This is a genomic window from Bacillus sp. ABP14 (genome assembly GCF_001831375.1).
Lineage (GTDB): Bacteria > Bacillota > Bacilli > Bacillales > Bacillaceae_G > Bacillus_A > Bacillus_A paranthracis.
The window spans coordinates 402,506-426,451 of the sequence record NZ_CP017016.1 but is presented as its reverse complement, the minus strand read 5'-3'; the positions used below and the strand labels follow the sequence as shown (position 1 = coordinate 426,451).

The following is a 23,946-nucleotide window of genomic DNA, read 5'->3' as shown; positions in this document are numbered from 1 at the left end:
GCCTCTTAACAGTAATTATACCAAAAACTGTTAAAAGATTTTTTCTATTTTTTCATATAAGGAGCTAATACTCTCAAAATTTCTTCCTTATCCTTCTTTAACTCAAGTGATGTTAACATATCCATCGTTCTCGGTCTAGGTAATTTCACTTGTACCTCGCCAACTATTGATGCTGGTCTTTGAGATAAAATAAATACGCGATCCGAAAGCAAGATTGCCTCATCTAAGTCGTGTGTAACCATAACGATTGTTTGCTTCTCTTGGTGCCAAGAGTTTAAAAGCCAGCTATGTACTTCCATTTTTGTAAAAGCATCTAACTTACCAAAAGGCTCATCAAGTAGCATAATTGGCTTTTCACATAAATATGTGCGCAGAAAACTAATTCTTTGACGCATCCCTCCAGACAATTCATCTGGATAATGGTCTGCATATTCATCTAGTTCAAACTGCTTTAATGCTTCCATTCCTTCTGTCAGCCTTTGTTTTTTCGGCTTCCCTTCAATTTCTAACGGAAGAACGATATTTTGTAAAGCTGATCGCCACGGTAGTAATAAATCCTGTTGCGGCATATAACTTACAACATCTTGCTCTTGCATTTGCTTATCGTTATACGTTACACTTCCACTTGTTGGATTTTCAATATTTGCGATCATATTTAATAGTGTGCTTTTCCCACAACCACTCGGTCCTACAAAGGAAACGAACTCTCCCTCTCGTATAGAAGCACTAATATTTGCTAATACATTCTTGCCATCGAAAGATTTCACAATATCTTTTATTTGTAATCCACTCATTTTTCACTTGGAAGGAACTCATTTGTAAAGGCATCTTTCACATCAATTTTCTTCTTAATAACTTTGTTATCATATAAGAAATTCATGTAATTCGTCCAAACTTCTTCCTTCTGTACTCCCCACGCTTTTGCATCATCTTGATACTTCTTACTTAGCCATTTTTGACTTTCTTGTACTAAATCTTTATTTACATCTGGAACAGCTTTAATTAAAATATCGGCAGCTTCTTTCGGTTCTTTAATTGCAAAATTATAACCCTCTGCCGTTGCACTCATAAACTTTTTCACAAAGTCTTTATCTTGCTTCGTATGTTTTTCACTCGTAATCATAACAGGACTATAGAAATCAAGTGCTGGATCTAAGTCTTTCACCATAATCGTATTTAACTCTTTTCCTTGGCGCTTCGCTTCAATTCCATCCCATCCGTAATAAATCCATTCAAAGTCTGCATCACGACCAATTGATTTAAAGAAATCTGTTTGTCCTAAAATGATTTTTTCAACTTTATTAAAATCGGCTTGGTGCTTATCCATAATTGTCTTTAATGTCGCTTCTTCCGCTGGTCCTCCCCAGCCACCGTAACGTTTCCCTTCAAAATCTTTCGGTGACGTCATATTATCTTTCTTAAGCGATGCAAAAGCTGAAGTGTTATGCTGAATAATCGCACCTACAGATACAACAGGAATACCTTCCACACGAGCCAACGTTACATTTTCTTGTGCGCTTATTGCGAAGTCAGCTTTTCCTGAAGCTATCATTTGCTCCGCCGTCACATTATCACCAGGCTGAATAATTTCTACATCTAATCCTTGTTTTTCATAATAATCTTTCGCTTGTGCTACATATAAGCCAGTATGATTCGTATTCGGAAACCAATCTAATACGACTTTTACTTTTTGATCTTTACTTGCACTTTCTTCTTTCTTCGCCGGATTACATCCAGCTACACCTACTGCTAATAAGGCAGCCAACATAACTTTTAAACCTTTTTTCATTTTCTGCCGTCCTTTCTATATATCCATGGTGCTGTTATTCTTGCCATAAACTCCACGATAAAATACAGACATAATGTCACCATTACAATAATTGCTGCAACACCAAATACTCGGGCTGTTAAAAAGGATTTCGTAGCCCTTGTAAGCATAACTCCTAATCCTTCACTGGCACCGAGCCATTCTCCAATAATCGCTCCCATTACGCTATATGTAACTGCAATTTTTAAACCGGAGAAAAAGTATGGAAGCACTGCTGGAAACTTTACTTTCTGGTAAACTTGCCATTTCGTTGCCTTCATCGTTTGCAACAACTTCAACATATTTTTATCTACCGTTTGAAAACCTTCTAAAATGCTAAGCGCAATCGGGAAGAAACAAACGAGTATGACTACCATTACTTTCGGTAGCATTCCATATCCAAACCAAATAATAAATAACGGTGCAAGTACAACGATTGGAATCGTTTGCGAAATAACAAGCAACGGATTTATTAAAATACGAAATAAAGGGATAACGTCCATAAGAATTGCAATGCTTGTCCCAATTAAAATCGCAAAGAACAGTCCAATTATAACCTCTTGCAGCGTCTGCATCGTATTCGGTAATAGTAAATCTTTCATTCCAATTAATTCTTGAACAATGGCAGAAGGCTTCGGTAAAATCCACGGTTCAATTTTAAATAATGAAACAGATCCTTCCCATATCGCAATGAGAAGGATAAGCCAAATTGCTGTAATTATTTTAGATTGCTTCTGGTTTTGCATATTCATCACGGTACTTCCAAACTTTTTCATCTATCGTTACACCAGTGCTTGGACGATAATGGATTTTAATAGAAGTAATCACTTCTTCTGCTCCAGCGTCCACACAAGCTTGTTGTGCACGTTTAATGATATCAAGAAGTACATCTAATTCTCCTTCCAGCGTCGTTTCCATTGCCCCTACTTCATAACGAACTCCCGATTGTTGTACAACCTCAATCGCTTTATCAACAACAGAATACACATCTTTGTTCTTTGCTTGTGGTACTACTGAAAACGAAATTGTAACTTGTTGTGACATAATAAAATCCCCCTTATGAAATTAAATTTTAAAACAAGAAAAGGCTTTCCTACTGCGTAGGAAAGCCTTGTATGCAAGTTATTATAGAATAACATATGCTACATCACTTTAAGTAACTCCCTACGCTGGCATTATCCAGATCAGGTTGAGGGTCGATGTTTGCTCACATCCTCTCAGCCAATTGGCTCCCCGGTCCTTAATTCGTTTTCATTGTAGCATGATTTATTTTATTGAACAAACAAAAGCATGTATAATCATTTCATTTAACTTTTGAATTCCCCAATTAACTCTTGTAACTCCTGTGAGAGCCAGCTTAAAGAACTGGCTAATTCAGCAATATCCTGTACAGACATTTCCTGTTCTTTCATGATTTCTTCAACATTACTACTACTATTCGCATACTTATTTGCAATAAGTGATAGTTCATTTACAACACGAACAATATTTTGGCTATTTTGCAATATATTATTTGAATTGCTAGAAACAACTCCAACTTGATTGGTAACAGTTTGTGCTGATTTCGAAATTTTTTCAAAGAAAGCACCACTACTTTCAACAAGTTTCATTCCAGACTCTACTTCTTTTGAGGTTTTTTGCATTGAAACAACAGCTTCTTCCGTTCCTGCTTGTGTTTCCCCTATTAATTTTGCTATATCTTTTGCTGATGCTTCCGTCTGCTCTGCTAATTTACGCACTTCATCAGCAACAACGGCAAATTCCTCTCCAGTTTCCTCAGCACGTGAAGCTTCAATAGTAGCATGTAAAGCTAGCGAATTCGCTTGATTTGAAATACTTGTAATTACAGTTACAATATCACTAATTTCTTTTGATCTTACTTCCAAAGAATAAATGATAGAAGATAAATCTTGTACTGCATTTTGTATTATGTTCATTTGATTCATCGTCTGTTCAATAATACCATTTCCTTTTTCTGAATGATGCTTCGTACCTTCAGACTCTTTCGTCATTTGTTTTGCAATATTAGTTATCTCTTCCATCCTATCTTCCATTTCATATACAATATCTAAATACTTTGGTACTGACGTTTCTTGCAATTGAACGCCAGCCCTTAACTCAACTATAGAACTTACGATTCCTTGGACTGCCATGCTATTTTCTTTCGTACTCACTGACAATTCTTGTGAAGATGAGGAAACCTGTTCTGCTGTCTGCTTCACTTTATCTATAATTCCTTTAAACTTCTCGATGTTATTATTAAAATACGCATTAATAATACCAATATCATCTGGTCTTTCCTCTAATTTAATACTTAAATCACCTTCACCAACTCTGCGTAATCCTTCACGTAAATCCCGCAATGGAGCAAGTGCGTTACGTACGATTAAGAATTGAATAACAGTTGCAATTAAAACAGAAATACAAATAAACATTAAACCTTGTATAATGAATTTTTCCTTTGTAATAGGAACAATAGAAGCATCTACATCGGCTGCAACAATTGCCACAATATTTCCGTCTCCATCTTTAATTGGCTCTAATATCGTTACCCATGATCCTAATAGATCTTCATATACTACTGTCATGTTTGCTTTTTTCGTGCTCATTACCTTATCGTATGCTTTCATCCAAAGATCTGGTTGTTTATAATATTCTCCCGGCCTTACTTCAACAACATTTGCTAACTCTGTAGACAAGTCGACGATTAGTAACTCACCTTTTTCATTTTCTTTTGCTCCAACAATATAGATTTGTCCAACGCTATTCAATTCTTCCGTTGCTTCATCTAATTTCTCTGTTAACTTCTCTCTCTTTTCTCTTTGTGCCACTGGATCCTTTGTAACATCTCTCACTATTTCTTCGTCTAATTTATGTAATACCGTATCTCCTGTTTCAAAAGAATGCCTTTCAAATATAGACATCATGCTATTTTGAAACATGTTAAAACTTAACGCTCCCATAGTACCAACAAGCGTCAAAATAACTAACACAGTTAACAATACATTCTTTTGAAGAAATGATAGCTTGTGCCAATATTTTTTCATCAACATCACCTTTCTTAATTAACTTAATATAAAGGAAAACTATTAAAATAAAAACCTTATCAACAACTGATAAGGTTTCTCATTTGTTTGCAAATAAAAAAAGACCAATGAAAAAGCATTGGTCAAGACCAACCCTATCCGTCCGGTAACTGGCTAGCGTAGCCTTTCGGCCTTAGCTCCTGTAGTTTTGCGTCCTAATGTTTCCACCAGTTTGCCTTTCTCGCTGAACGAGTTGAACGATATGGGAGTTCTATGAGAATTACATTATTCTCTATCAAAGATTACAACATAAAAATTAAAATGTCTACCTATTTAGAGATGCAAATGCAAAGTTTTAATGTATTATTTTTTCGAAATAATTTAACAAAGTACGTGAATGTTACATTTCTTGTGTTATATAATAAAAAATGTATATAACACAAGGATTGTTTTGAGTATTTATTTTAATTTTCATTTAAATTAAATTATTCGAATATATCTTAACTAATGAATTTCGGAGGTAGTTTATCATGTTTTGGCTACAATTTCTTACGTTACTACTCTGCATCTTTATTGGCGCACGCCTAGGCGGAGTTGGTCTAGGGGTAATGGGTGGCGTTGGTATGGCAATACTTGTTTTCGTCTTCCACTTACAACCTACAGCTCCTCCTATTGATGTAATGCTTATGATTTTAGCAGTAATTACAGCTGCTGGTGCACTCCAAGCCGCTGGAGGAATGGAATACCTTGTTCATCTGGCTGAGAAAGCATTACGAAAAAATCCAAAACGCATTACATTCTTTGCTCCAATTGTTACTTATTTATTCACACTTTGTGCGGGAACTGGTCACGTTGCTTATTCTGTACTTCCTGTTATCGCAGAAGTCTCTCGCGAATCCGGAATTAGACCAGAACGACCAATGTCAATTGCCGTAATTGCTTCCCAACAAGCAATTACAGCTAGTCCTATATCAGCTGCAACAGTTGCACTTTTAGCAATGTTAGCTGACTATAAAATCACTTTATTAGATATTTTAAAAGTAAGTATCCCTTCTACTTTCATCGCTTGTATGGTAGCTGCATTTGTTGCTAGCAAAATGGGGAAAGAATTAAATGAAGACCCTGAATACTTAAAACGATTAAAAGAAGGAATGATTCCTAAGATTGAAGAGAAAAAAGAATTTGTTGGTGTAAAAGGCGCTAAATTATCAGTTATCCTTTTCCTAGTAGGAACTTTTCTTGTCGTACTTCTCGGTTCATTTGAAGTACTTCGTCCAGGATGGATAGTTGATGGGAAGTTAGCCCGTCTTTCCATGCCAAACACAATTGAAATGGTTATGTTAACGATTGCAGCTCTTATTATTATTTTCTGTAAACCAAATGTAGAAAGCATCGTGTCTGGTAACGTCTTTAAAGCGGGGGCAACAGCAGTTGTTGCTATTTTCGGTATCGCTTGGATGGGAGATACTTTCTTTAACGGAAACTTAAATATGATTCAAGGATCAATTCAGCATCTAGTAACAAGTGCGCCATGGCTATTTGCCATCGCATTATTCATTCTATCTATTTTACTATATAGCCAAGCCGCAACAGTACGTGCTTTAATGCCTCTTGGATTATCACTCGGTATTCCACCAGCACTACTGATCGCGATGTTCCCTGCAGTAAATGGATATTTCTTCATTCCAAACTACGGAACAATCGTTGCTGCCATTAACTTTGATCGTACTGGTACAACTGGCATTGGTAAATATGTTTTAAATCATAGCTTTATGATTCCAGGCCTAATCGCAACATTCACTTCTATCGGAATTGGAATGCTCTTAATTTCAATTATGTTTTAAAGAAAAAGCACAAACCCAAAGTTTTAAAGGGTTTGTGCTTTTTTAATCAAACGTTTGTTTAAATATTTTTAACTGTCCATTCTTCCATTATGTTCTTTAATATTTGTGTAAAATCCGCTGGGAAAAGATGCCCCAAACCTTCTCTCACAATTAATTTACAGTCCACATTATATTCCTCAAACATAGACATTAATTGAAGTGTGTTTTCATAAAATGGATCTTTGTCTCCCGTAACAATATATCCTTCTACATTCGTTATATCATTTGATACAACTATACTTTCAATTTCCTTAACATCTCGAATAGCAGGTATAACTGCAATAAATTTTTGAGTCGCTGACATATTCTTTAACGCTAACTCTATCGCTATATTTCCCCCTTGAGAAGCTCCCGCGATGATTATGTCCTCCAAGTTATATTTATTTACAAAATCATTAAAAGTTTTCATAACGTCTTTTATAGCTATTTCATGATTATCCCAGCTATACGACTTCATTCCATGTATTTGTGAGGACCGGGGAAAACCTAATATATACTCATTTAGTATTTCTTCTTCACACCAATATGGTGCAAAATCATTTATATTTGATCCTCTCCAATGCAAAGAAAATAACCCTATCTTCGCCTCTTTATTTCCATAAGTAAATAATTTCGGTTCGGCTGTTAGCTGCTGTTTCTTAAAGATTTCTTCACACTTTTTCACTATCATTTTAAAAGCTGCATTCTCTCGTAATCCCTTTAAATCTTCATCCCCCATAAGTGTATGTGGATTCCACCAAATCCCCTTTTCTAAAGCTTCGTTTAAACTAACAATCGCTTCCTCATACTTACCTTCTGCCGAAAGTGCACACACTTCCCAGAAACTAGTTTTTTCTATTCTTTCAGGAAACTCCCTTTTTGCTTTATCTATGCATCTATAAATCGCTTCGAATTCTCTTTTTTCGAATAAACGAAACAACTCATTTTGCAACTCTATAAACTGTTTCCTTTTCAAACAATCCTCCCCCTTTTTCTAACTATCGATATCAAAACATAAAAAGCTATGTAGCGTTTTAATACTACATAGCCTTCTTCTACAAACTGTTACTCACTTCCTCTACTAGCCTCTTCGTACTTTCATACGCAGATTCAGCTAAACTAATCGCTGAAATAACTGAAACACCGTCCGCACCTGCTTCTATAACCGAAGCGGTATTTTCAATTGAAATGCCTCCAATTCCGACAATCGGTATTGTAATTCCTTGTTCTCTAAAATGAGCTAACCCTTTCGTTCCTTGCACTGCTTTCGTATCTTTTTTCGTACTCGTTGGAAAGATAGGTCCTACACCTAAATAGTCAGCCCCATTTTCAATTGCCCAGCGTGCTTCTTCAATTGTATGTGTAGATACACCAACAATCTTATCACCCATTTTTTCACGAACAGAGGTAATTCCTTCATCATCTTGCCCAACATGCACGCCATCTGCATCTAACTTGAGAGCTAGTTCCACATCATCATTTACAATGAACGGTACACCGTACTCCTTACAAATTGCTTGTAGTTCTTTTGCAAAACAAATGCGTTTCTCTTCCGTTAAAGCGCCTTCCCCCTTTTCACGAAATTGAAAAATTGTTATACCACCTTCAAGTGCATCTTTCAATATTTGTAGTGGATCCTTCGTACAATTGTTACTTCCCATAATAAAATATACTGATAATAACTTAGACATTTCTGCCTTTGAAATACGTGACATTTATTTTCCCTCCTTACTATATAACCTCAATTTTCCCATACTTCTCTATATCACCTGAAGTCGTATTCGCTAATTGATTCAAAAATTCAATTTGAAAACTACCAGGTCCTTTTTCCACCGTCTTGGCAGCTGCCAGTTCCGCAGCTACCCCATAAAACGTTAATGCCGCTACCGCTGCCTTTACATAATCCTTTTCTACCGCTACAAATGCTCCTATTACAGAAGTTAGTAAACAACCTGTTCCCGTAACTTTCGTTAAAATAGGATGACCGTTTCGAATGAGAACAGTTCGCTCTCCATCTGTAACAACATCTTCTTTTCCAGTAATCACCGCAACTGTATTCAATTCATCCGCTGCCTGTTTTGCAATACTTACGACATTACCATTTCCAGCACCAGCGTCTACCCCTTTAATTTCCCATCTCTCATTAATAACGTTCGCTATTTCAGCTGCATTTCCGCGAATAATCGCTAATTCAATTTCAGCCGGAATATGTCTCGCAACTTCTGTTCGATACGATGTTGCTCCTGCACCAACTGGATCAAACAGTACTGGTACATTGTTCACATTTGCTGATTTACCGGCAAGTAACATCGCTTCTACTTCTTCCGGACGAAGTGTTCCCATATTTAATACTAACGCTCCAGCAATGCTAGCCATTTCTGCCACTTCTTCTTTTGCATACGCCATTACAGGCGATGCCCCTAACGCTAACAAACCGTTAGCTGTAAAATTTGTTACAACAACATTTGTAATATTATGAACGAGCGGACTAGATTCTCTCACCAAATCCACTACTTTACTAATTTCTTTCCTATTCATCCTTCTCATCTCCTAACTATAGTTATGGGAGATACACAAAAAGGCACTTTGCGCGTACGCAAAGTGCCTGAACATGTGCTTTTACACTCTCCCTACGCTGGCATTATCCAACAGGTTCAAATGGTCAATGACGGACTAGTCATACTCTCAGTTTGTATCCACAAACTCCCATGTGTTTAGTATTCTTCTACTTCAAAGTCTACTCTTATTCTAGTAAAATAACAAGTTCTTTACTTTTCTATTTAATTATAGAAGCAACTAATAAAACAATACGCATAATAACTATCTATTTCTCACAGTCTCATCATGGTGCATATTATGTTTTGTCACGATCATTCAATTTCAAACAGATGTTATCCCATTAAAAACCGTTCAAATATGGAGCGAAACTGAATCTCAAGAAGATGTATGCTATAGTTAACGTATGGAAATTTGAAAGGATGTTTTAAATATGTCAAAAAGCGTTGTAATCGCTGAAAAGCCTTCCGTTGCACGAGATATTGCACGTGTACTGAAGTGCGATAAAAAAGGAAATGGCTACCTTGAAGGTAGTAAATATATTGTAACTTGGGCTTTAGGTCATCTTGTTACATTAGCAGATCCAGAAAGCTATGATGTGAAATATAAAAAGTGGAATTTAGAAGATTTACCGATGCTACCTGAGCGTTTGAAATTAACAGTTATTAAACAAACTGGGAAACAATTTAATGCTGTAAAAAGTCAGCTTCTTAGAAAAGATGTAAATGAAATTATTGTAGCGACAGACGCTGGACGTGAAGGAGAATTAGTTGCTCGCTGGATTATTGATAAAGTTCGAGTTAATAAACCAATCAAACGTCTATGGATTTCATCTGTTACTGATAAAGCAATTAAAGATGGTTTCGCAAATTTAAAACCAGGTAAAGCATATGACAATTTATACGCTTCAGCTGTCGCACGTTCAGAAGCTGACTGGTATATCGGTCTTAACGCGACTCGAGCTTTAACGACTCGCTTTAATGCCCAACTGAATTGCGGCCGTGTGCAAACACCTACTGTCGCAATGATCGCTAATCGTGAAGATGAAATAAAGAATTTCAAAGCTCAAACTTACTACGGCATCGAGGCTCAAACGACAAATCAGTTAAAACTAACGTGGCAAGATGCAAACGGCAATAGCCGCAGCTTCAATAAAGAAAAAATTGATGGTATTGTAAAAGGTTTAGATAAGCATAATGCTACCGTTGTGGAAATTGATAAAAAACAGAAGAAATCATTCTCTCCTAGTCTTTACGATTTAACTGAATTACAACGTGATGCCAATAAAAAGTTCGGTTACTCTGCGAAAGAAACATTGAACATTATGCAGAAATTGTATGAGCAACATAAAGTCCTAACATACCCTCGTACAGATTCACGCTATATTTCATCTGATATCGTTGGAACACTTCCAGAACGTCTAAAAGCATGTGGTGTTGGAGAGTACCGTTCCTTAGCACATAAAGTATTACAAAAGCCTATCAAGGCTAATAAATCATTTGTTGATGATAGTAAAGTAAGTGATCATCACGCAATTATTCCGACAGAAGGATACGTTAACTTTTCCGCCTTCACAGATAAAGAACGTAAAATTTATGATTTAGTTGTAAAACGTTTCTTAGCTGTTTTATTCCCAGCATTCGAATACGAACAACTAACGTTACGCACAAAAGTCGGCAATGAAACGTTCATTGCACGCGGAAAAACAATTTTACATGCAGGTTGGAAGGAAGTATATGAAAATCGCTTTGAAGATGATGATGTAACTGATGACGTAAAAGAGCAACTTCTACCTCGCATCGAAAAAGGCGATACATTAACTGTAAAGTTAATTATGCAAACATCAGGTCAAACGAAAGCACCTGCACGTTTTAACGAAGCAACTTTACTTTCAGCAATGGAAAATCCTACAAAATATATGGATACGCAAAATAAACAACTTGCTGATACGTTAAAATCAACTGGTGGATTAGGTACTGTAGCAACGCGTGCTGATATTATCGACAAGCTATTCAATTCATTCTTAATTGAAAAACGTGGTAAAGATATTCACATTACTTCAAAAGGCCGTCAGTTACTTGATTTAGTACCAGAAGAGTTAAAATCACCTACACTAACTGGTGAGTGGGAACAAAAGCTAGAGGCAATTGCAAAGGGTAAACTGAAAAAAGAAGTATTCATTTCCGAAATGAAGAACTATACGAAAGAAATTGTTTCTGAAATTAAATCGAGTGATAAAAAATATAAACATGACAATATTTCAACGAAGTCTTGTCCAGATTGCGGTAAACCAATGCTAGAGGTAAACGGTAAAAAAGGAAAGATGCTCGTTTGCCAAGACCGTGAATGTGGTCATCGTAAAAATGTATCTCGTACAACAAACGCTCGTTGCCCTCAGTGTAAGAAGAAGTTAGAATTACGTGGTGAAGGTGCAGGACAAATCTTTGCATGTAAATGTGGCTATCGCGAAAAATTATCCACATTCCAAGAAAGACGTAAAAAAGAATCTGGAAACAAAGCTGATAAGCGTGACGTTCAAAAATATATGAAACAACAGAAAAAAGAAGAAGAACCATTAAATAACCCATTTGCAGAAGCATTAAAGAAATTAAAATTTGATTAAACAAAAAGGTTCCTACCTCTATCGGTAGGAACCTTTTATGTTAGTGAATGATTTTACTTCCTTTTGCGTTCTCAACGAATTTTTCACTCGATTTGTTAATTGGTGTTTTCAGTAATAACGCAGCAACAATCATAACTACTACGAAAGCACTTAATACAAGTAAATCTCGCGTTACAATATCCCACAGCATTCCGCCTACTGTTTCACGAATTGCACTAATTGCATATGTGAACGGTAAGAACGGATAAATTGCTTGGAAGAATTTCGGTGTCATTTGAATTGGGAATGTTCCGCCCGACCCTGCTACTTGTAGTACAAGTAAAATGATCGCCATCGATTTCCCTACGTTTCCGAAAATAGAAACGAGTGAGTATACGATACAAACGAAGACTCCACCAATAAATAAACTAAATAATACAAACCAGAACTTATCGACTACGTACGTACCGAGTAAGAATATATCTCCCATTGATACGATAAACGCTTGTGAAAGACCTATCGTTAAGAATGTTAATAAACGTCCGAAGTAAATTTCATGGCTCTTATAATTCGCGCCCTCTTCATGTACTTCTACTGTTAATAATGAAACCATTAATAATGCGCCTACCCATAATGCAAGCACTGTATAGAATGGTGACATTGCTGAACCGTAGTTCGGCATTGCAAATAATTTATTCTCTTTTAAATTTACTGGATTCGCAAAATAATCACTTTGCTTCTCAACATCGTTTTTCAATAAGCGTATGATATCTTTTAAATCCTCTTCAGATTCAAAATCACGAATTTTATCTGCCAATTCTTTAATCTTTTTCTCAGTAGCTGGCATTTCAGCTTTAATATCTGCTAATTTCTTTTTACCATCTACTAAGCCTTTTGATGAATCTTCTAGTAATTTTTTAACATCCGGAAGCTTTTTGTCTGCTTCTTTTAAAATTTGAGATGTGTTTTTAGACATCTCTTTCGTACGAGCAATTGCTGTATTGAAATTAGGTACAATTTCTGAATCATACGTCGATAATACATCTGTTAACTGAGCTGATCCGCCCTTCGCTGCGTTGTTAATACTTTCAATTACATCTTTTGTAGGTTTCTGTCCATTGTTAAGAAGTGTAATTCCCTTATTCGTTGCATCTACACCTTTTTGCAGACTACTTTTCGCTTTATTTAATTTTGCAATTCCATTATTAAGATTTTTATCACTATTTACATCTGCTAAAACCTTATTTGTGCTTTCTAGAACAGGGATCATATCATCGATTAAACCGATTCCAGATTGGAACTGACCATTTAAACTATTTAAAGCTACTTTCGTTGAATCTAAACCGTTAATACCTCTGTTTTGTACATCTTCTTTTGCTTTTTGTAAATCTGCTTTTGCACCTTCAAGGCCATTTTTTGCCTTATCGTAATCTGCTTTTGCATTGTCATATGCTGCATTTGCATCAACTTTAGCTTGATCTACTGTGCTAACTGCTTTTTTATAATCTGCTACAAATGTTTCATTGTAATCTTTTTCTGCTTGATCAATTAATCCATTTGCTGCATCTAATTTTTGATTCGCTACATCTGTTACATCTTTCTTTACTTCTTGTCCTGTACCGATAACATTTACAATATCTTTAATACCATTGTTTGCATTTTCCATACCTTTTTTAACATTAGTTAAGTGACCCACTCGCCCTTTGAAAAAGCTTTGACCAAAATCAGTCGTCGCTGAGTCCTGAAGTTCAGTAAAGAAATTAATAAGATATGAAATACCATCTGTACCAGTCTGCAATTTATCTGATACCGAATTTAAATCTTTCTTTGCTTGTTCAGGGTCAAATTGGCCATTTTGTAAGCCATTTAAAACACTTTTCCCATAAGCTGTTCCTGCACGTGATGAACTTAAAACATTATTTACTGTTTGATTAATACTTTGCGCTATACTCTTATAACCATCACTATTCAACTTAGAAAGATCCGGTCTCGCTGGGAATTCAGGTAATCCATTCATTCCAGACAAGTCAGGAATATTTAATTCTACACCTGGATTCATTAGAAAATCAGTAAATGCAGCTGCACTATCCATAACACCTTTTGCTGCTACTAAATCATTTCTTATCGTCCCTGGAGCATTTTTCAATGTTTGATCTTGTCTTGCAAAGAATTTATCTAAATTCCCTAACGCTTCTTGACCATCATTAATAACACTTTCCACAACCGGCAATTCTTTCTGCGCTACTTTCACAACATCCTCTGCTCGAGTCGCATCATCTAACGCCTTATCCATCAGTGTATTCATTTCTGGGAACTGCGCTTCTAACTTAAATACAAGATCTTTTACTTTCTCAATACTTGGTAAGTTTGTTTCTAAATCGATTCCAAGGTCATTGAAGATTTTAAAAATCTCACCGTTCGCTGTTTTAACAAAGTTTTTACTAATTTCTTCTGTAATACCTGATGCACCTTTTGCTGTAATTTTCGGTGCAATCGCGTTTACCTTTTCATTTACATAGTAATCAAGTTCTGGTTTCTGTGGATTTTCATCCAGAACAGTTGCAATCTTTTCAGAGAAGTCTTTTGGGATTGTAATGCTTGCATAGTAATCCCCACGTTCAACTCCGTAAATTGCTTGTTTTTCATCTACAAATTTCCAGCCAAGATTTTTGTTTTTCTTAAGGGAATCTACAATCTCGTCCCCGATATTAATATCTTTCCCTCTTAAATTAGAGCCTGCATCTTGGTTAGAAACTGCAATGGGAACCTCTTTTGTATTTCCATACGGATCCCAAGAAGCTTTAATGTTAAACCATGCATATAACGATGGTAAAATCATTAACCCTACAACAATAACAATTGCAGCCCAATGTTTGGCTACATTCCGTAAATCTGTCTTATAAATACGCCAAATTTGTTTCATAGAAGTTATCACCTAATTATATATTTTTCCTTCTTTAGAAAATGATACATACATTTTGCAATTATATCACTTTCTACATCGTGGATTAACCAAAAACGAACTATTTTTTCCCATTAACTTTGACTTACTACATTATATAACGAAGTAAGTCAAAGTATGAATACAAAATGACCAAATCGGTTTTACATTCAATAATAACAAATATATAGGAAATGTCATAAAAAATACAAGTATTTTCTCTTGGAAATACTTGTATTCCTCAAAAAAATCCTCACAGCTTTTCATCATCTGTGAGGATTTCTTCTATTATATATCTACTTGTACTTCTACACCGAAATGATCTGAAATTACATTTCGGTTTGTACCATTAAAAACGACTTTTGAAGAACGAACTTTTTCACTTCGGTTACACAATATTAGATCGATTCGTAAATTATGTTTATTTTCATCCCAACCAGCAATCTCACCTTGGACAGTTGTTCCCTCATCCTTCTCTATTGCTAATTCATATGTGTCGTACAAACCTTCTTGCATCATATATTCATAACCCTCTCCTTGCAAACGAGCGTTATTATTAAAATCACCCATTAAGAAGGAAAGTTCATTGCTATCTACACGCTCCATCAAACGATTCACTTGATCTTTAAATGATTCTTCTTCATCATTCCACCAACCGAGGTGGCAAGAGTAAAACGTGATGTTCTTACCATTGTAAGCAATTGTTGCACTTACAATTTTGCGTGTTTTCCAATACGTTGTATCCTTATTTTCTGAAATAAAGAACGTATCTTCTTTTACAACATTATGCTTCGTTATAATCGCTAATCCTTCTTCATACACATCATAACCAATATGAGAGAAATCCCAAGTAATATTGTAATCTTTTACATGTAACGCTTTTAACTCTTCTAATAGTAAAAGTCCAAAATTATCTTCTTTCTTGTTACCGCATACATTTTTAGCTCCTATCGACTGACTTACTTCTTGCAATGCGATAACATCGTACTCTTCTTCTTGAATGACTTTAGCAAGATATTTTATCTTTTCTATTTGATTTTCTTCTTGCCAAGAGTGACAGTTTAAAGTTAGCAATTTCATATTATTACGCACCTAACATATCTTGAATGTCTGACTTTAATACGTCAGCTTTCGGGCCATATACCGCTTGTACACCTTTATCTTTTACGATCAGTCCTAAAGCACCATTTTGTTTCCATTGCGCTTCTGGTGCAACAACATCTAAATCTTTTACTGTTACACGTAAACGAGTCATACAAGCATCTACGTCAGCAATATTTTCTTTTCCACCTAATAAATCAATAACTTTTGTTGCTAATGAACCATCTTGTACATTTCCTGTTCCCTCTGATGACTCATCTTCATTATCAATATAGTTACCTGCACGTCCTGGTGTTGGTAAGTTGAACTTTTTAATTAAGAAATTGAATAATGTAAAGTTCAGACCGAAGAATACTAATGAAACGATAACGAAATTGATTAAATCTCTAGTTAATCCTGCATTAACCATCATCGGTGTACGAGTAATTAACTCAATGAATCCGAATGCGTGAACACGTAAGTTAATTAAATCTGCTAATGCGAATGCAAGTCCTGTTGTAATTGCATATACAACATATAATACTGGAGCAATAAACATGAACATGAATTCAATTGGTTCTGTTACACCTGTTAAGAATACTGCTAATGCTGCTGATAAGAACATTGGTTTATATTTTGCACGTTTTTCTTTATCAACATTACGGAACATCGCGAAAGCAATACCCATTAATGCTGCTGTTGAACCGATAACTTGTCCAGCTTTGAAACGAGCTGGTACAACATTATTTAATAGATCGTTATATGCTTTTGTATCTCCATTTGCTAATAAGTTATTTAAATCTGTAATCCATGCAAGCCATAAAGGATCTTGTCCTGCTACAACTTGTCCAATTTTCGAACCAGTTAACATCGTATATGTTCCACCTAGCTCAGTATAGTTCATCGGAATTGTTAACATATGGTGTAAACCGAATGGTAATAGTAAACGTTCTAACGTTCCATATACAAATGGTGCAACAATTGGTGCACTATCTTTTGAAGCTGCAATCCAGCGACCAAATTCATTTAATCCACTTTGGATGAATGGCCATAAAAGTGATAATACAATTGCAGTTACTGTAGACCAAACAATTACAACAAATGGTACGAATCGTTTTCCGTTAAAGAATGCTAATGCTTGTGGCAGTTTGTTATAGTTATAATATTTGTTATATAAAGTAGCTCCTAAGAAACCTGTGATAATCCCTACGAAAACCCCCATGTTTAATGCTGGTGCACCAAGTACAGAAGTAAAGTAATCTTTTACAATTAAGTCCCCTGCTAATACTGAAGAAACTTTCGCTTTTGAATCCGCTAACATTTCAGCGTTTACGCCAAATATAGCTCCTGTAATTCTGTTTGTTAAGACGAATGCTAATAGCGCTGCAAATGCACCACCTGCGCGATCTTTCGCCCAAGATCCCCCAATTGCTACTGCGAATAAGATGTGTAGATTAGTAATAATTGCCCAACCGATGTCTTCCATTACGCGAGCGATTGTATGAACTGCGTTAATATCCCCAGCAGACATTCCAATTAACTTACCGATAGAAATCATTAAACCAGCTGCTGGCATTACAGCTACAACAACTAATAACGCTTTCCCGAACTTTTGCCAAAAATCAAAAGACGTAATTTTCATCTGTTCTTCCTCCCCTTTATTTATAACAACATAATGATTTAAATTATAATTTCTGTTCCCTTTATGAAAACGATTCCTCATTTTAATTTGTTTTTATCCTTTACGCAACCGTTTTCATAAATCTATTTTAATAAAAGCGTTTTCACTTTGCAATAGAAATTTATTTTTTTTCATAAAAAAAGATGCTCTAGGAGCATCCTTTTTTATTATGAAATGCGATAAACCCTTGTTTCATAAGGCTTTAACGTGATTGTAGTTACTGGTTCATGTTCCGCAACTTCGTAGTTATTTAAAAGCAAACGTTTGCGTTCTAGTGCAAATAAACCCTCATTATATACAGCTTCCTCTTTTGAGATATTACTAATTACAACGATTTTTTCATCGTTTAATGTACGAGTATATGCATAAATTTGCGGATCATCTTCTAAAAGTAAATCGTACGTACCGTAATTCAGTACATCGTGCTCTTTTTTCAAGGCAATCATTTTCTTATAGAAATTGAAAATAGAGTTTTCTTCATTTTTCTGCTTTTCAACATTAATCTCTTTGTAGTTTTGATTTATACTAAACCAAGGTGCACCTGTTGTGAAGCCAGCATTCATCTCATCGTTCCACTGCATAGGTGTACGTGAATTATCGCGGCAAGAAGCCCATATAATTTCCATCATATCTTGATGGGATACGCCCTCTGCAATTTTCTCACGATATAAATTTTTAGTTGCAACATCATCGTAATCTTCAACTTTTGGTAATTGGACATTTGTCATCCCAATTTCTTGCCCTTGATAAATAAACGGTGTACCATGCATAAAGAAGTACATTGCGCCTAGAGCCGTTGCACTTTCACGCCAATATTGTTTATCATCTCCCCAAGTTGAAACGATACGCGGCTTATCGTGATTCTCAATATATAAAGCATTCCATCCTTTATTTTCTAACCCTTTTTGCCATTTCGTTAATACCTTTTTCAGCCCTACAACATCAAGATCTTTCTTCTTTTCTGCATCCCATAAACTTAAATGTTCGAATTGGAATACCATATTGAACTTACCTTGCTCTTCTCCAACCCAAAGCTCAGCATCTTCAATCTTAACGCCATTCGCTTCACCAACAGTCATAATATCGTACTTAGAAAACGTATTTTCTTTTAATTCTTCTAATAACGGTTGAATACCATCCACATTCATATGTTTATCAAAAGATGGAACATACTTTAGTCCTTTTGGATTTGGCATATCTTTAAAGCCGTCTTCTTTTTTAATATGGCTGATTGCATCTACTCGGAAACCATCAATTCCTTTATCAAGCCACCAATTAACTGTATCGTATAGCACTTCTCGAACTTCTTTATTCTCCCAGTTTAAATCTGGTTGTTTACGCGAGAATAAGTGTAAATAATATTGTCCTGTTACTTCATCATATTCCCATGCCGAACCATTAAAAATACTTTCCCAGTTGTTTGGTTCCGCACCATCTTTACCATCATGCCAAATATACCAATCACGCTTCGGATTGTCTTTAGATGAACGAGACTCAATAAACCATGGATGTTCATCACTTGTATGATTAATAACTAAATCAATAATAAGCTTCATATCACGTTTATGAACTTCATCTAGTAAAGCATCAAAGTCTTCCATCGTACCAAACTCATCCATAATATCTTGATAATCACTAATGTCATAACCATTATCATCATTAGGTGACTTATACATTGGACAAATCCAAATTACATCTATTCCTAAATCTTTTAAATAATCCAGTTTCGCAATAATACCTTGTAAATCTCCAATACCATCGCCATTTGAATCCATAAAGCTACGTGGATAAATTTGATAAGCAACCGCTTCTTTCCACCATGTCTTATTCATAGTCATTCTCTCCTTTTGCATCTCATCATAATTTTATGCAAACGTTTTCGTAACACTATCATAACAAAATATGAATAGTTTGCAACTGTTTTCATTGAACTCTATGTAGTTTCTTTATTCTTATGCTTTATTTATTTCTCACAAAGGCAAATCTCATTCCTCAACGGCTCTTGTCCACGCACGTGAACGTCGTATACCATTTCGGTTAAGAAGCTTACATCATAGTTACGAAAATTTTTCTCTTTTGTATCCCACCTTTTCATACGTAAAAAGGGGATAAAATAAAAAATCATCCAATATGCTATTGCCTCGTAGCATGTCGGATGATTCAAGGTGATTTTCTATATCGTTTCAAATTATTGCTCCTACTCATAAACTTTTACTTACAGATTAATTTTATTTCGTATCATTTTCATGCAATGAATGTATTTTAATATTTGGAACTTCATCTTTTTCAATACCGCTACTATAAACAACAGGAATTTGAAATTCGACTTGCTTTGTCTCATATTTTTGTAAATAGATTGGATTTGGTACTGGATAACTTTTTGAATCCTCATATAAAACAACTTTTAATGCTTGTGAATGATTACGATAATTTTTTAAAGTAACAATGCACTTTCGTTCGATATCCTCTCCATTTTTCTCCATTCTACACTGGCTATCATCTTTTTTATATTCTATTGCTTCTAAGCCTGTTTTTCCTGCGTAGTACCATGTTTTATTCAATGTCTGGAGGATGTTATTTAAAATAAACGGCATCATTAAAATCAAAATACTAATACCTACTACTTTTATCTTATTCATTTTTCTAAATGTACTAGGCTCCTTTTTTCCTAGCCATTTTAAAAATAATATAAATGCAATTACATGTAGTAAGAAAGAAACAATCAATATATTTGAAACTTTGTAATTCATATAAATATCCGTATGTATCGGAACCTTATAGAGATTAAATAGCTTTTCCCCTATTAATTCATTATCATTTGGAATTTTTAATAATAATAAAACCCCTATACTGTAAAAAATAGCTACTAATCGATCATACTCAATGCGAATCATTCCTTCTCCCCTTCACTTTGTTTTTATTATCGATTTTAGCCATTATTACTATACTATACAATCTTTTTATAGAGGATAACGTAAAAAAGTTCCTTATAAATATATAAAGAACCTTATTAATATACAATATGAATTAAAAAATCAATCTACAATTTTCACATAGAGATTTCCTCAAAATATGTTGGATTATGTATTGTAATTTTTTTATCTAGAATTGTAACAATACTATCATTTTTTAATTGTTTTAATACGCTACTAACCGTCTCTCGAGACGTACCAGATATTTTCGATATTTCAATTGTTGTAAGTGGGCAGGAAATTACAATCGTTTCGCCACTCTGTTCTCCTAAATCCTGCATTAAATAATTTAATGTTTGAATGACCCGATCTTGTGCATTAGGAATTGTAATATTTTGTACTCGATTTTCGTTTAGCTTTAATATCGATGATAATTGCTGAACAACATACATTAATTGTGTCCTACTAGATTTCACCATATCTTCAAAAATTACTGTCGGAATATAATAGACCTCTACATCTGTCATCGCTTCTGCCGTATAGTTATATCCTCTGTCTGTAAACATACCACCATAAGGAAAAATAGAATACCTCTTTACATAGTCATCATATAATAAATTCCCACTTTGATTTACCCGCTCTAACTTTACAAATCCATCTAACATGAAGTAAATTCTTTCTCTTGAATCCCCTTCTAAAAATAAAAATTGACCCTTTTTATAAGTTCGCCAATAGACAAACTCCGTCAAACCTTTCAATTTCTTTTCTGTTAAATGAGCAAATAATTCAAACTGCTTTAAGTCTTTAACTACGTTGCGTCTATTCATAAAATTCCCTCTCTCTTGCTGTATGTTGGATCGAAAAATCAAGAAAGCGTATTCAAGTTGAATTTTATCATAATTAACTTATATATTTGGATTGCATCATGAAAACTTTATGAACAATGAGCACAAAAAATATTAATAAATAAAAAGAATGAAGTTACTAACTTCATTCTTTTTACTAATAAGTAGCGTACATAATTACTTAAACATACATGCATACATTCTGTTTTGAAATAATAGTACCAGCTTTTTCTTCTAATGCTTCATATACTTTTTCTAAAGACGTAATAATTGTTTTTCGTTCTGGATTTGTATTAACAAAATTGATAGCAGCTTCAATTTTTGGAAGCATACTTCCCGCAGCAAATTGCTGTTCCTCAATGTATTCTTCTAATTGATTCACTGTGACATGCTCTAATTTTTTTTGATTCGGTTGATTATAATTTACATACACATGATCAACTGCAGTTAAAATAACGAGCGTATCGGCATCTACTAATTCTGCTAATTTCTGCGCAGCGAAATCTTTATCGATAACCGCTTCAGTTCCTTTTAGTCCTTCTTCAGAATCAATTACTGGAATTCCACCACCACCAACAGCTATCACTATATTTCCATCTTCCACCAAAGAATTAATCACTTTATGTTCATGAATACTTACAGGCTTCGGTGATGGAACAACACGTCTCCACCCTCTACCCGCATCTTCTTTAAACACTGCTTTTGTTTCTTCCATTAATCTTCTGGCCTCTTCTTCTGTATAAAAAGGACCAATTGGTTTAGTTGGATTTTTAAATGCCTCATCTTTTTTATCCACAACAACGCGTGTTATAACCGTTGCTACATCTTTTTTTATATTCCGTTTTTTCAATGCCTTTTCAATCGCATTTTCCATCCAATATCCAATCATTCCTTGGCTCATTGCCCCACAAGTATCTAATGGCATTGCAGGTGTCTTTTCCGTTTCTGCAGCTTTTTGCTGCAATAAAATATTCCCCACTTGTGGGCCATTTCCATGTGCAATTACTATATCTACATCATTTTCCATTATTTTTACAAGTTGTTCCGCCGTTTTTTCCAACGCTTCTTGCTGCGCTCCCGCAGTAGCTTTTCCAGACTGTATCGCATTTCCCCCTAGTGCAACTACAATTTTTCTTCGTGCCATATTTCAGCCCTCCAGTTTATTTCGTTTTCACAGAGCTTTATAAAGTAATGCTGCCTGTAATTAATCCATAAATCGCAAAAAATGCTAAAGCACCAATTGCTACGGATGACGCTAATTCCACTCGAGTAAATATTCGCTTCGAACTCTTTTGCTTTTGAACATTGTAAAAAATAAAAATACCTGGCGCATATAAAGTCATTGTTAATAATAGATACTCTAAACCAGCTGCATAAACTAACCAAACGCCATAAATACTTGCTATCAAGCCAATTACTATATTTTTATTTCGATCTACTTCCTCAGACTTTAAGCTATGCTTCAGTTGATAAAATGCTGAAAAAGCATATGGAATTAAAATAGCTGAAGATGCTAAAGAGAATGCAAAGTTATACGCCTGATCAGAAACGACGAATGTTAACAAGAACATTTGAATTAAACCATTTGTGATCCATAATGAATTTACTGGAGCTTTATTTTTATTTTCTTTTGCGAACCATTTTGGAAATACTCCATCTTTAGCCGCTAAATATGGAATTTCAGAAGCGAGCAAAGTCCAACCTAACCAAGCACCTAATACAGAGATGACTAAACCTAAATTAATAAAGATAGCACCCCATTTTCCAACAACACTTTCAAATAAATAAGCCATAGCCGGATTTTTCAAACCAGCAATATCTGCTTGCTGCATAAGTCCAAGAGACAATAATGTGATTAAAATGTAAATGATGAGTGTACCAATTAAGCCAATAACCGTTGCTTTCCCTACATCACTTCTATTTTTTGCCCGACTGGATAAAACAACAGCACCTTCTACCCCAATAAATACCCATAAAGTTACAAGCATTGTACTTTTAACTTGGCTGCCAACTGCTCCCCATGAAAAAGAACCAGTTTGCCCCCAAAATCCATCTAAAAACATATCAATATGAAACGTGAAGATTCCTATGACAATAAATACAAATACAGGCACTAATTTTGCGATTGTAGTTACTAAATTCACAAGTGCTGCTGATTGAACTCCACGTAAAATTAACATGTGAACACACCATAATAATACGCTCGCACCAACAATGGACGCTACATTTTGCCCGCCTTCAAAGATCGGGAAGAAATACCCTAATGAAGAAAACAATAATGTGCCGTAAGCTACATTCCCAAGCCAAGCAGATAGCCAGTATCCCCACGCACTATTAAACCCCATAAAATTACCAAAACCTGCTTTTGCATAGCTAAAAATACCACCATCTAAATCTGGCCGTTTTACAGTTAGATTTTGAAAAGATAATCCAAGTGCAATCATCCCAATTCCTGTTATAACCCAGCCAATAATAATGGCTCCAGCTCCAGCACCTTTTGCCATATCACTCGCTAAATTAAAGGCTCCACCGCCAATCATAGACCCCACTACAAGAGCCGTTAATGTAAACAACCCTAGTTTCTTATCTTCACCCATTCCACTCACCTCTCTTTAATTGCAATAACAATACAAA

Annotated in this window: 18 protein-coding genes and 3 riboswitches; of the genes, 2 read left to right on the top strand and 16 right to left on the bottom strand. The window is 35.1% G+C overall.

Annotated elements, in window-relative coordinates:
• Nucleotides 1-44: 44 nt before the first annotated feature.
• From BGI23_RS02230 to BGI23_RS02210, 5 genes are all read right to left on the bottom strand, one after another.
• Nucleotides 45-794, bottom strand: coding sequence for an ABC transporter ATP-binding protein (locus BGI23_RS02230; RefSeq protein ID WP_000016058.1), 750 nt, complete (start codon nt 792-794; stop codon nt 45-47).
• On the bottom strand, nt 791-1,789 hold the full coding sequence (locus tag BGI23_RS02225; protein WP_000715548.1) for an ABC transporter substrate-binding protein: 999 nt from the start codon (nt 1,787-1,789) through the stop codon (nt 791-793). The genes BGI23_RS02230 and BGI23_RS02225 overlap by 4 nt, the downstream gene beginning before the upstream one ends.
• Nucleotides 1,786-2,559 (bottom strand): ABC transporter permease, encoded by a 774-nt coding sequence (locus BGI23_RS02220; RefSeq protein ID WP_001057149.1) that lies wholly within the window; start codon nt 2,557-2,559, stop codon nt 1,786-1,788. The genes BGI23_RS02225 and BGI23_RS02220 overlap by 4 nt, the downstream gene beginning before the upstream one ends.
• Complete coding sequence (locus tag BGI23_RS02215) at nt 2,531-2,851, bottom strand: MTH1187 family thiamine-binding protein (RefSeq protein WP_000082897.1); 321 nt, start codon at nt 2,849-2,851, stop codon at nt 2,531-2,533. The genes BGI23_RS02220 and BGI23_RS02215 overlap by 29 nt, the downstream gene beginning before the upstream one ends.
• Before the next feature lie 100 nt (nt 2,852-2,951).
• Nucleotides 2,952-3,053, bottom strand: a riboswitch (TPP riboswitch).
• A 61-nt stretch (nt 3,054-3,114) separates the two neighbouring features.
• The gene (locus BGI23_RS02210) at nt 3,115-4,854 is read right to left on the bottom strand and encodes a methyl-accepting chemotaxis protein (protein WP_044790814.1); all 1,740 of its coding nucleotides are present in this window, start codon (nt 4,852-4,854) and stop codon (nt 3,115-3,117) included.
• 141 nt (nt 4,855-4,995) lie between these two features.
• Nucleotides 4,996-5,080, bottom strand: a riboswitch (cyclic di-GMP riboswitch).
• Between the two features lie 283 nt (nt 5,081-5,363).
• Between BGI23_RS02210 and BGI23_RS02205 the strand changes: the two genes are divergently transcribed.
• Nucleotides 5,364-6,677 carry an anaerobic C4-dicarboxylate transporter family protein gene (locus BGI23_RS02205; RefSeq protein ID WP_000498726.1) on the top strand — a complete coding sequence of 438 codons (1,314 nt, stop codon included), beginning with the start codon at nt 5,364-5,366 and terminating at the stop codon, nt 6,675-6,677.
• 58 nt (nt 6,678-6,735) lie between these two features.
• Here BGI23_RS02205 and BGI23_RS02200 read toward each other — a convergent pair whose 3' ends face one another.
• The 3 genes from BGI23_RS02200 to thiM all read right to left on the bottom strand — a co-directional run bounded on the left by BGI23_RS02200 (nt 6,736) and on the right by thiM (nt 9,233).
• Complete coding sequence (locus tag BGI23_RS02200) at nt 6,736-7,671, bottom strand: alpha/beta hydrolase (RefSeq protein WP_044790815.1); 936 nt, start codon at nt 7,669-7,671, stop codon at nt 6,736-6,738.
• A 79-nt stretch (nt 7,672-7,750) separates the two neighbouring features.
• A complete protein-coding gene (gene thiE, locus BGI23_RS02195) occupies nt 7,751-8,410 on the bottom strand; it encodes a thiamine phosphate synthase (protein ID WP_044790816.1) in 660 nt (219 codons plus the stop codon).
• A 16-nt stretch (nt 8,411-8,426) separates the two neighbouring features.
• Nucleotides 8,427-9,233: a hydroxyethylthiazole kinase gene (thiM, locus tag BGI23_RS02190; protein WP_070805145.1), complete on the bottom strand. Its 807-nt coding sequence runs from the start codon at nt 9,231-9,233 to the stop codon at nt 8,427-8,429.
• Nucleotides 9,234-9,305: 72 nt separating this feature from the next.
• Nucleotides 9,306-9,415: riboswitch (TPP riboswitch) on the bottom strand.
• A gap of 269 nt (nt 9,416-9,684) precedes the next feature.
• On the opposite strand from thiM, the gene topB reads away from it, so the two are divergent.
• Nucleotides 9,685-11,874 (top strand): DNA topoisomerase III, encoded by a 2,190-nt coding sequence (gene topB, locus BGI23_RS02185; RefSeq protein ID WP_070805144.1) that lies wholly within the window; start codon nt 9,685-9,687, stop codon nt 11,872-11,874.
• A 40-nt stretch (nt 11,875-11,914) separates the two neighbouring features.
• Here the strand turns inward: topB and BGI23_RS02180 are convergent, their stop codons facing one another.
• The 8 genes from BGI23_RS02180 to arcD all read right to left on the bottom strand — a co-directional run bounded on the left by BGI23_RS02180 (nt 11,915) and on the right by arcD (nt 23,909).
• Nucleotides 11,915-14,776 (bottom strand): YhgE/Pip domain-containing protein, encoded by a 2,862-nt coding sequence (locus BGI23_RS02180; protein ID WP_070805143.1) that lies wholly within the window; start codon nt 14,774-14,776, stop codon nt 11,915-11,917.
• Between the two features lie 306 nt (nt 14,777-15,082).
• On the bottom strand, nt 15,083-15,874 hold the full coding sequence (locus tag BGI23_RS02175; protein WP_070805142.1) for an endonuclease/exonuclease/phosphatase family protein: 792 nt from the start codon (nt 15,872-15,874) through the stop codon (nt 15,083-15,085).
• 4 nt (nt 15,875-15,878) lie between these two features.
• Complete coding sequence (locus BGI23_RS02170) at nt 15,879-17,516, bottom strand: PTS transporter subunit IIBC (protein ID WP_070805141.1); 1,638 nt, start codon at nt 17,514-17,516, stop codon at nt 15,879-15,881.
• Nucleotides 17,517-17,722: 206 nt separating this feature from the next.
• Nucleotides 17,723-19,387, bottom strand: coding sequence for a glycoside hydrolase family 13 protein (locus tag BGI23_RS02165; protein ID WP_070805140.1), 1,665 nt, complete (start codon nt 19,385-19,387; stop codon nt 17,723-17,725).
• Between the two features lie 396 nt (nt 19,388-19,783).
• A complete protein-coding gene (locus BGI23_RS02160; protein ID WP_070805139.1) occupies nt 19,784-20,449 on the bottom strand; it encodes an ABC transporter permease in 666 nt (221 codons plus the stop codon).
• 155 nt (nt 20,450-20,604) lie between these two features.
• A complete protein-coding gene (locus tag BGI23_RS02155) occupies nt 20,605-21,294 on the bottom strand; it encodes a Crp/Fnr family transcriptional regulator (protein ID WP_001081912.1) in 690 nt (229 codons plus the stop codon).
• 199 nt (nt 21,295-21,493) lie between these two features.
• Nucleotides 21,494-22,456, bottom strand: coding sequence for a carbamate kinase (gene arcC / locus BGI23_RS02150; RefSeq protein ID WP_070805138.1), 963 nt, complete (start codon nt 22,454-22,456; stop codon nt 21,494-21,496).
• A 37-nt stretch (nt 22,457-22,493) separates the two neighbouring features.
• Nucleotides 22,494-23,909, bottom strand: coding sequence for an arginine-ornithine antiporter (arcD, locus tag BGI23_RS02145; protein WP_070805137.1), 1,416 nt, complete (start codon nt 23,907-23,909; stop codon nt 22,494-22,496).
• Nucleotides 23,910-23,946: the final 37 nt, after the last annotated feature.

What these genes read in the sequence shown, in the direction of transcription:
- BGI23_RS02180 (WP_070805143.1), bottom strand. Translation starts at nt 14,776, where the DNA reads ATGAAACAAATTTGGCGTATTTATAAGACAGATTTACGGAATGTAGCC.
- BGI23_RS02220 (WP_001057149.1), bottom strand. Translation starts at nt 2,559, where the DNA reads ATGAATATGCAAAACCAGAAGCAATCTAAAATAATTACAGCAATTTGG.
- thiE (WP_044790816.1), bottom strand. Translation starts at nt 8,410, where the DNA reads ATGTCACGTATTTCAAAGGCAGAAATGTCTAAGTTATTATCAGTATAT.
- BGI23_RS02160 (WP_070805139.1), bottom strand. Translation starts at nt 20,449, where the DNA reads ATGATTCGCATTGAGTATGATCGATTAGTAGCTATTTTTTACAGTATA.
- arcD (WP_070805137.1), bottom strand. Translation starts at nt 23,909, where the DNA reads ATGGGTGAAGATAAGAAACTAGGGTTGTTTACATTAACGGCTCTTGTA.
- BGI23_RS02155 (WP_001081912.1), bottom strand. Translation starts at nt 21,294, where the DNA reads ATGAATAGACGCAACGTAGTTAAAGACTTAAAGCAGTTTGAATTATTT.
- BGI23_RS02170 (WP_070805141.1), bottom strand. Translation starts at nt 17,516, where the DNA reads ATGAAAATTACGTCTTTTGATTTTTGGCAAAAGTTCGGGAAAGCGTTA.
- BGI23_RS02225 (WP_000715548.1), bottom strand. Translation starts at nt 1,789, where the DNA reads ATGAAAAAAGGTTTAAAAGTTATGTTGGCTGCCTTATTAGCAGTAGGT.
- BGI23_RS02175 (WP_070805142.1), bottom strand. Translation starts at nt 15,874, where the DNA reads ATGAAATTGCTAACTTTAAACTGTCACTCTTGGCAAGAAGAAAATCAA.
- BGI23_RS02165 (WP_070805140.1), bottom strand. Translation starts at nt 19,387, where the DNA reads ATGAATAAGACATGGTGGAAAGAAGCGGTTGCTTATCAAATTTATCCA.
- arcC (WP_070805138.1), bottom strand. Translation starts at nt 22,456, where the DNA reads ATGGCACGAAGAAAAATTGTAGTTGCACTAGGGGGAAATGCGATACAG.
- thiM (WP_070805145.1), bottom strand. Translation starts at nt 9,233, where the DNA reads ATGAATAGGAAAGAAATTAGTAAAGTAGTGGATTTGGTGAGAGAATCT.
- BGI23_RS02210 (WP_044790814.1), bottom strand. Translation starts at nt 4,854, where the DNA reads ATGAAAAAATATTGGCACAAGCTATCATTTCTTCAAAAGAATGTATTG.
- BGI23_RS02230 (WP_000016058.1), bottom strand. Translation starts at nt 794, where the DNA reads ATGAGTGGATTACAAATAAAAGATATTGTGAAATCTTTCGATGGCAAG.
- topB (WP_070805144.1), top strand. Translation starts at nt 9,685, where the DNA reads ATGTCAAAAAGCGTTGTAATCGCTGAAAAGCCTTCCGTTGCACGAGAT.
- BGI23_RS02205 (WP_000498726.1), top strand. Translation starts at nt 5,364, where the DNA reads ATGTTTTGGCTACAATTTCTTACGTTACTACTCTGCATCTTTATTGGC.
- BGI23_RS02215 (WP_000082897.1), bottom strand. Translation starts at nt 2,851, where the DNA reads ATGTCACAACAAGTTACAATTTCGTTTTCAGTAGTACCACAAGCAAAG.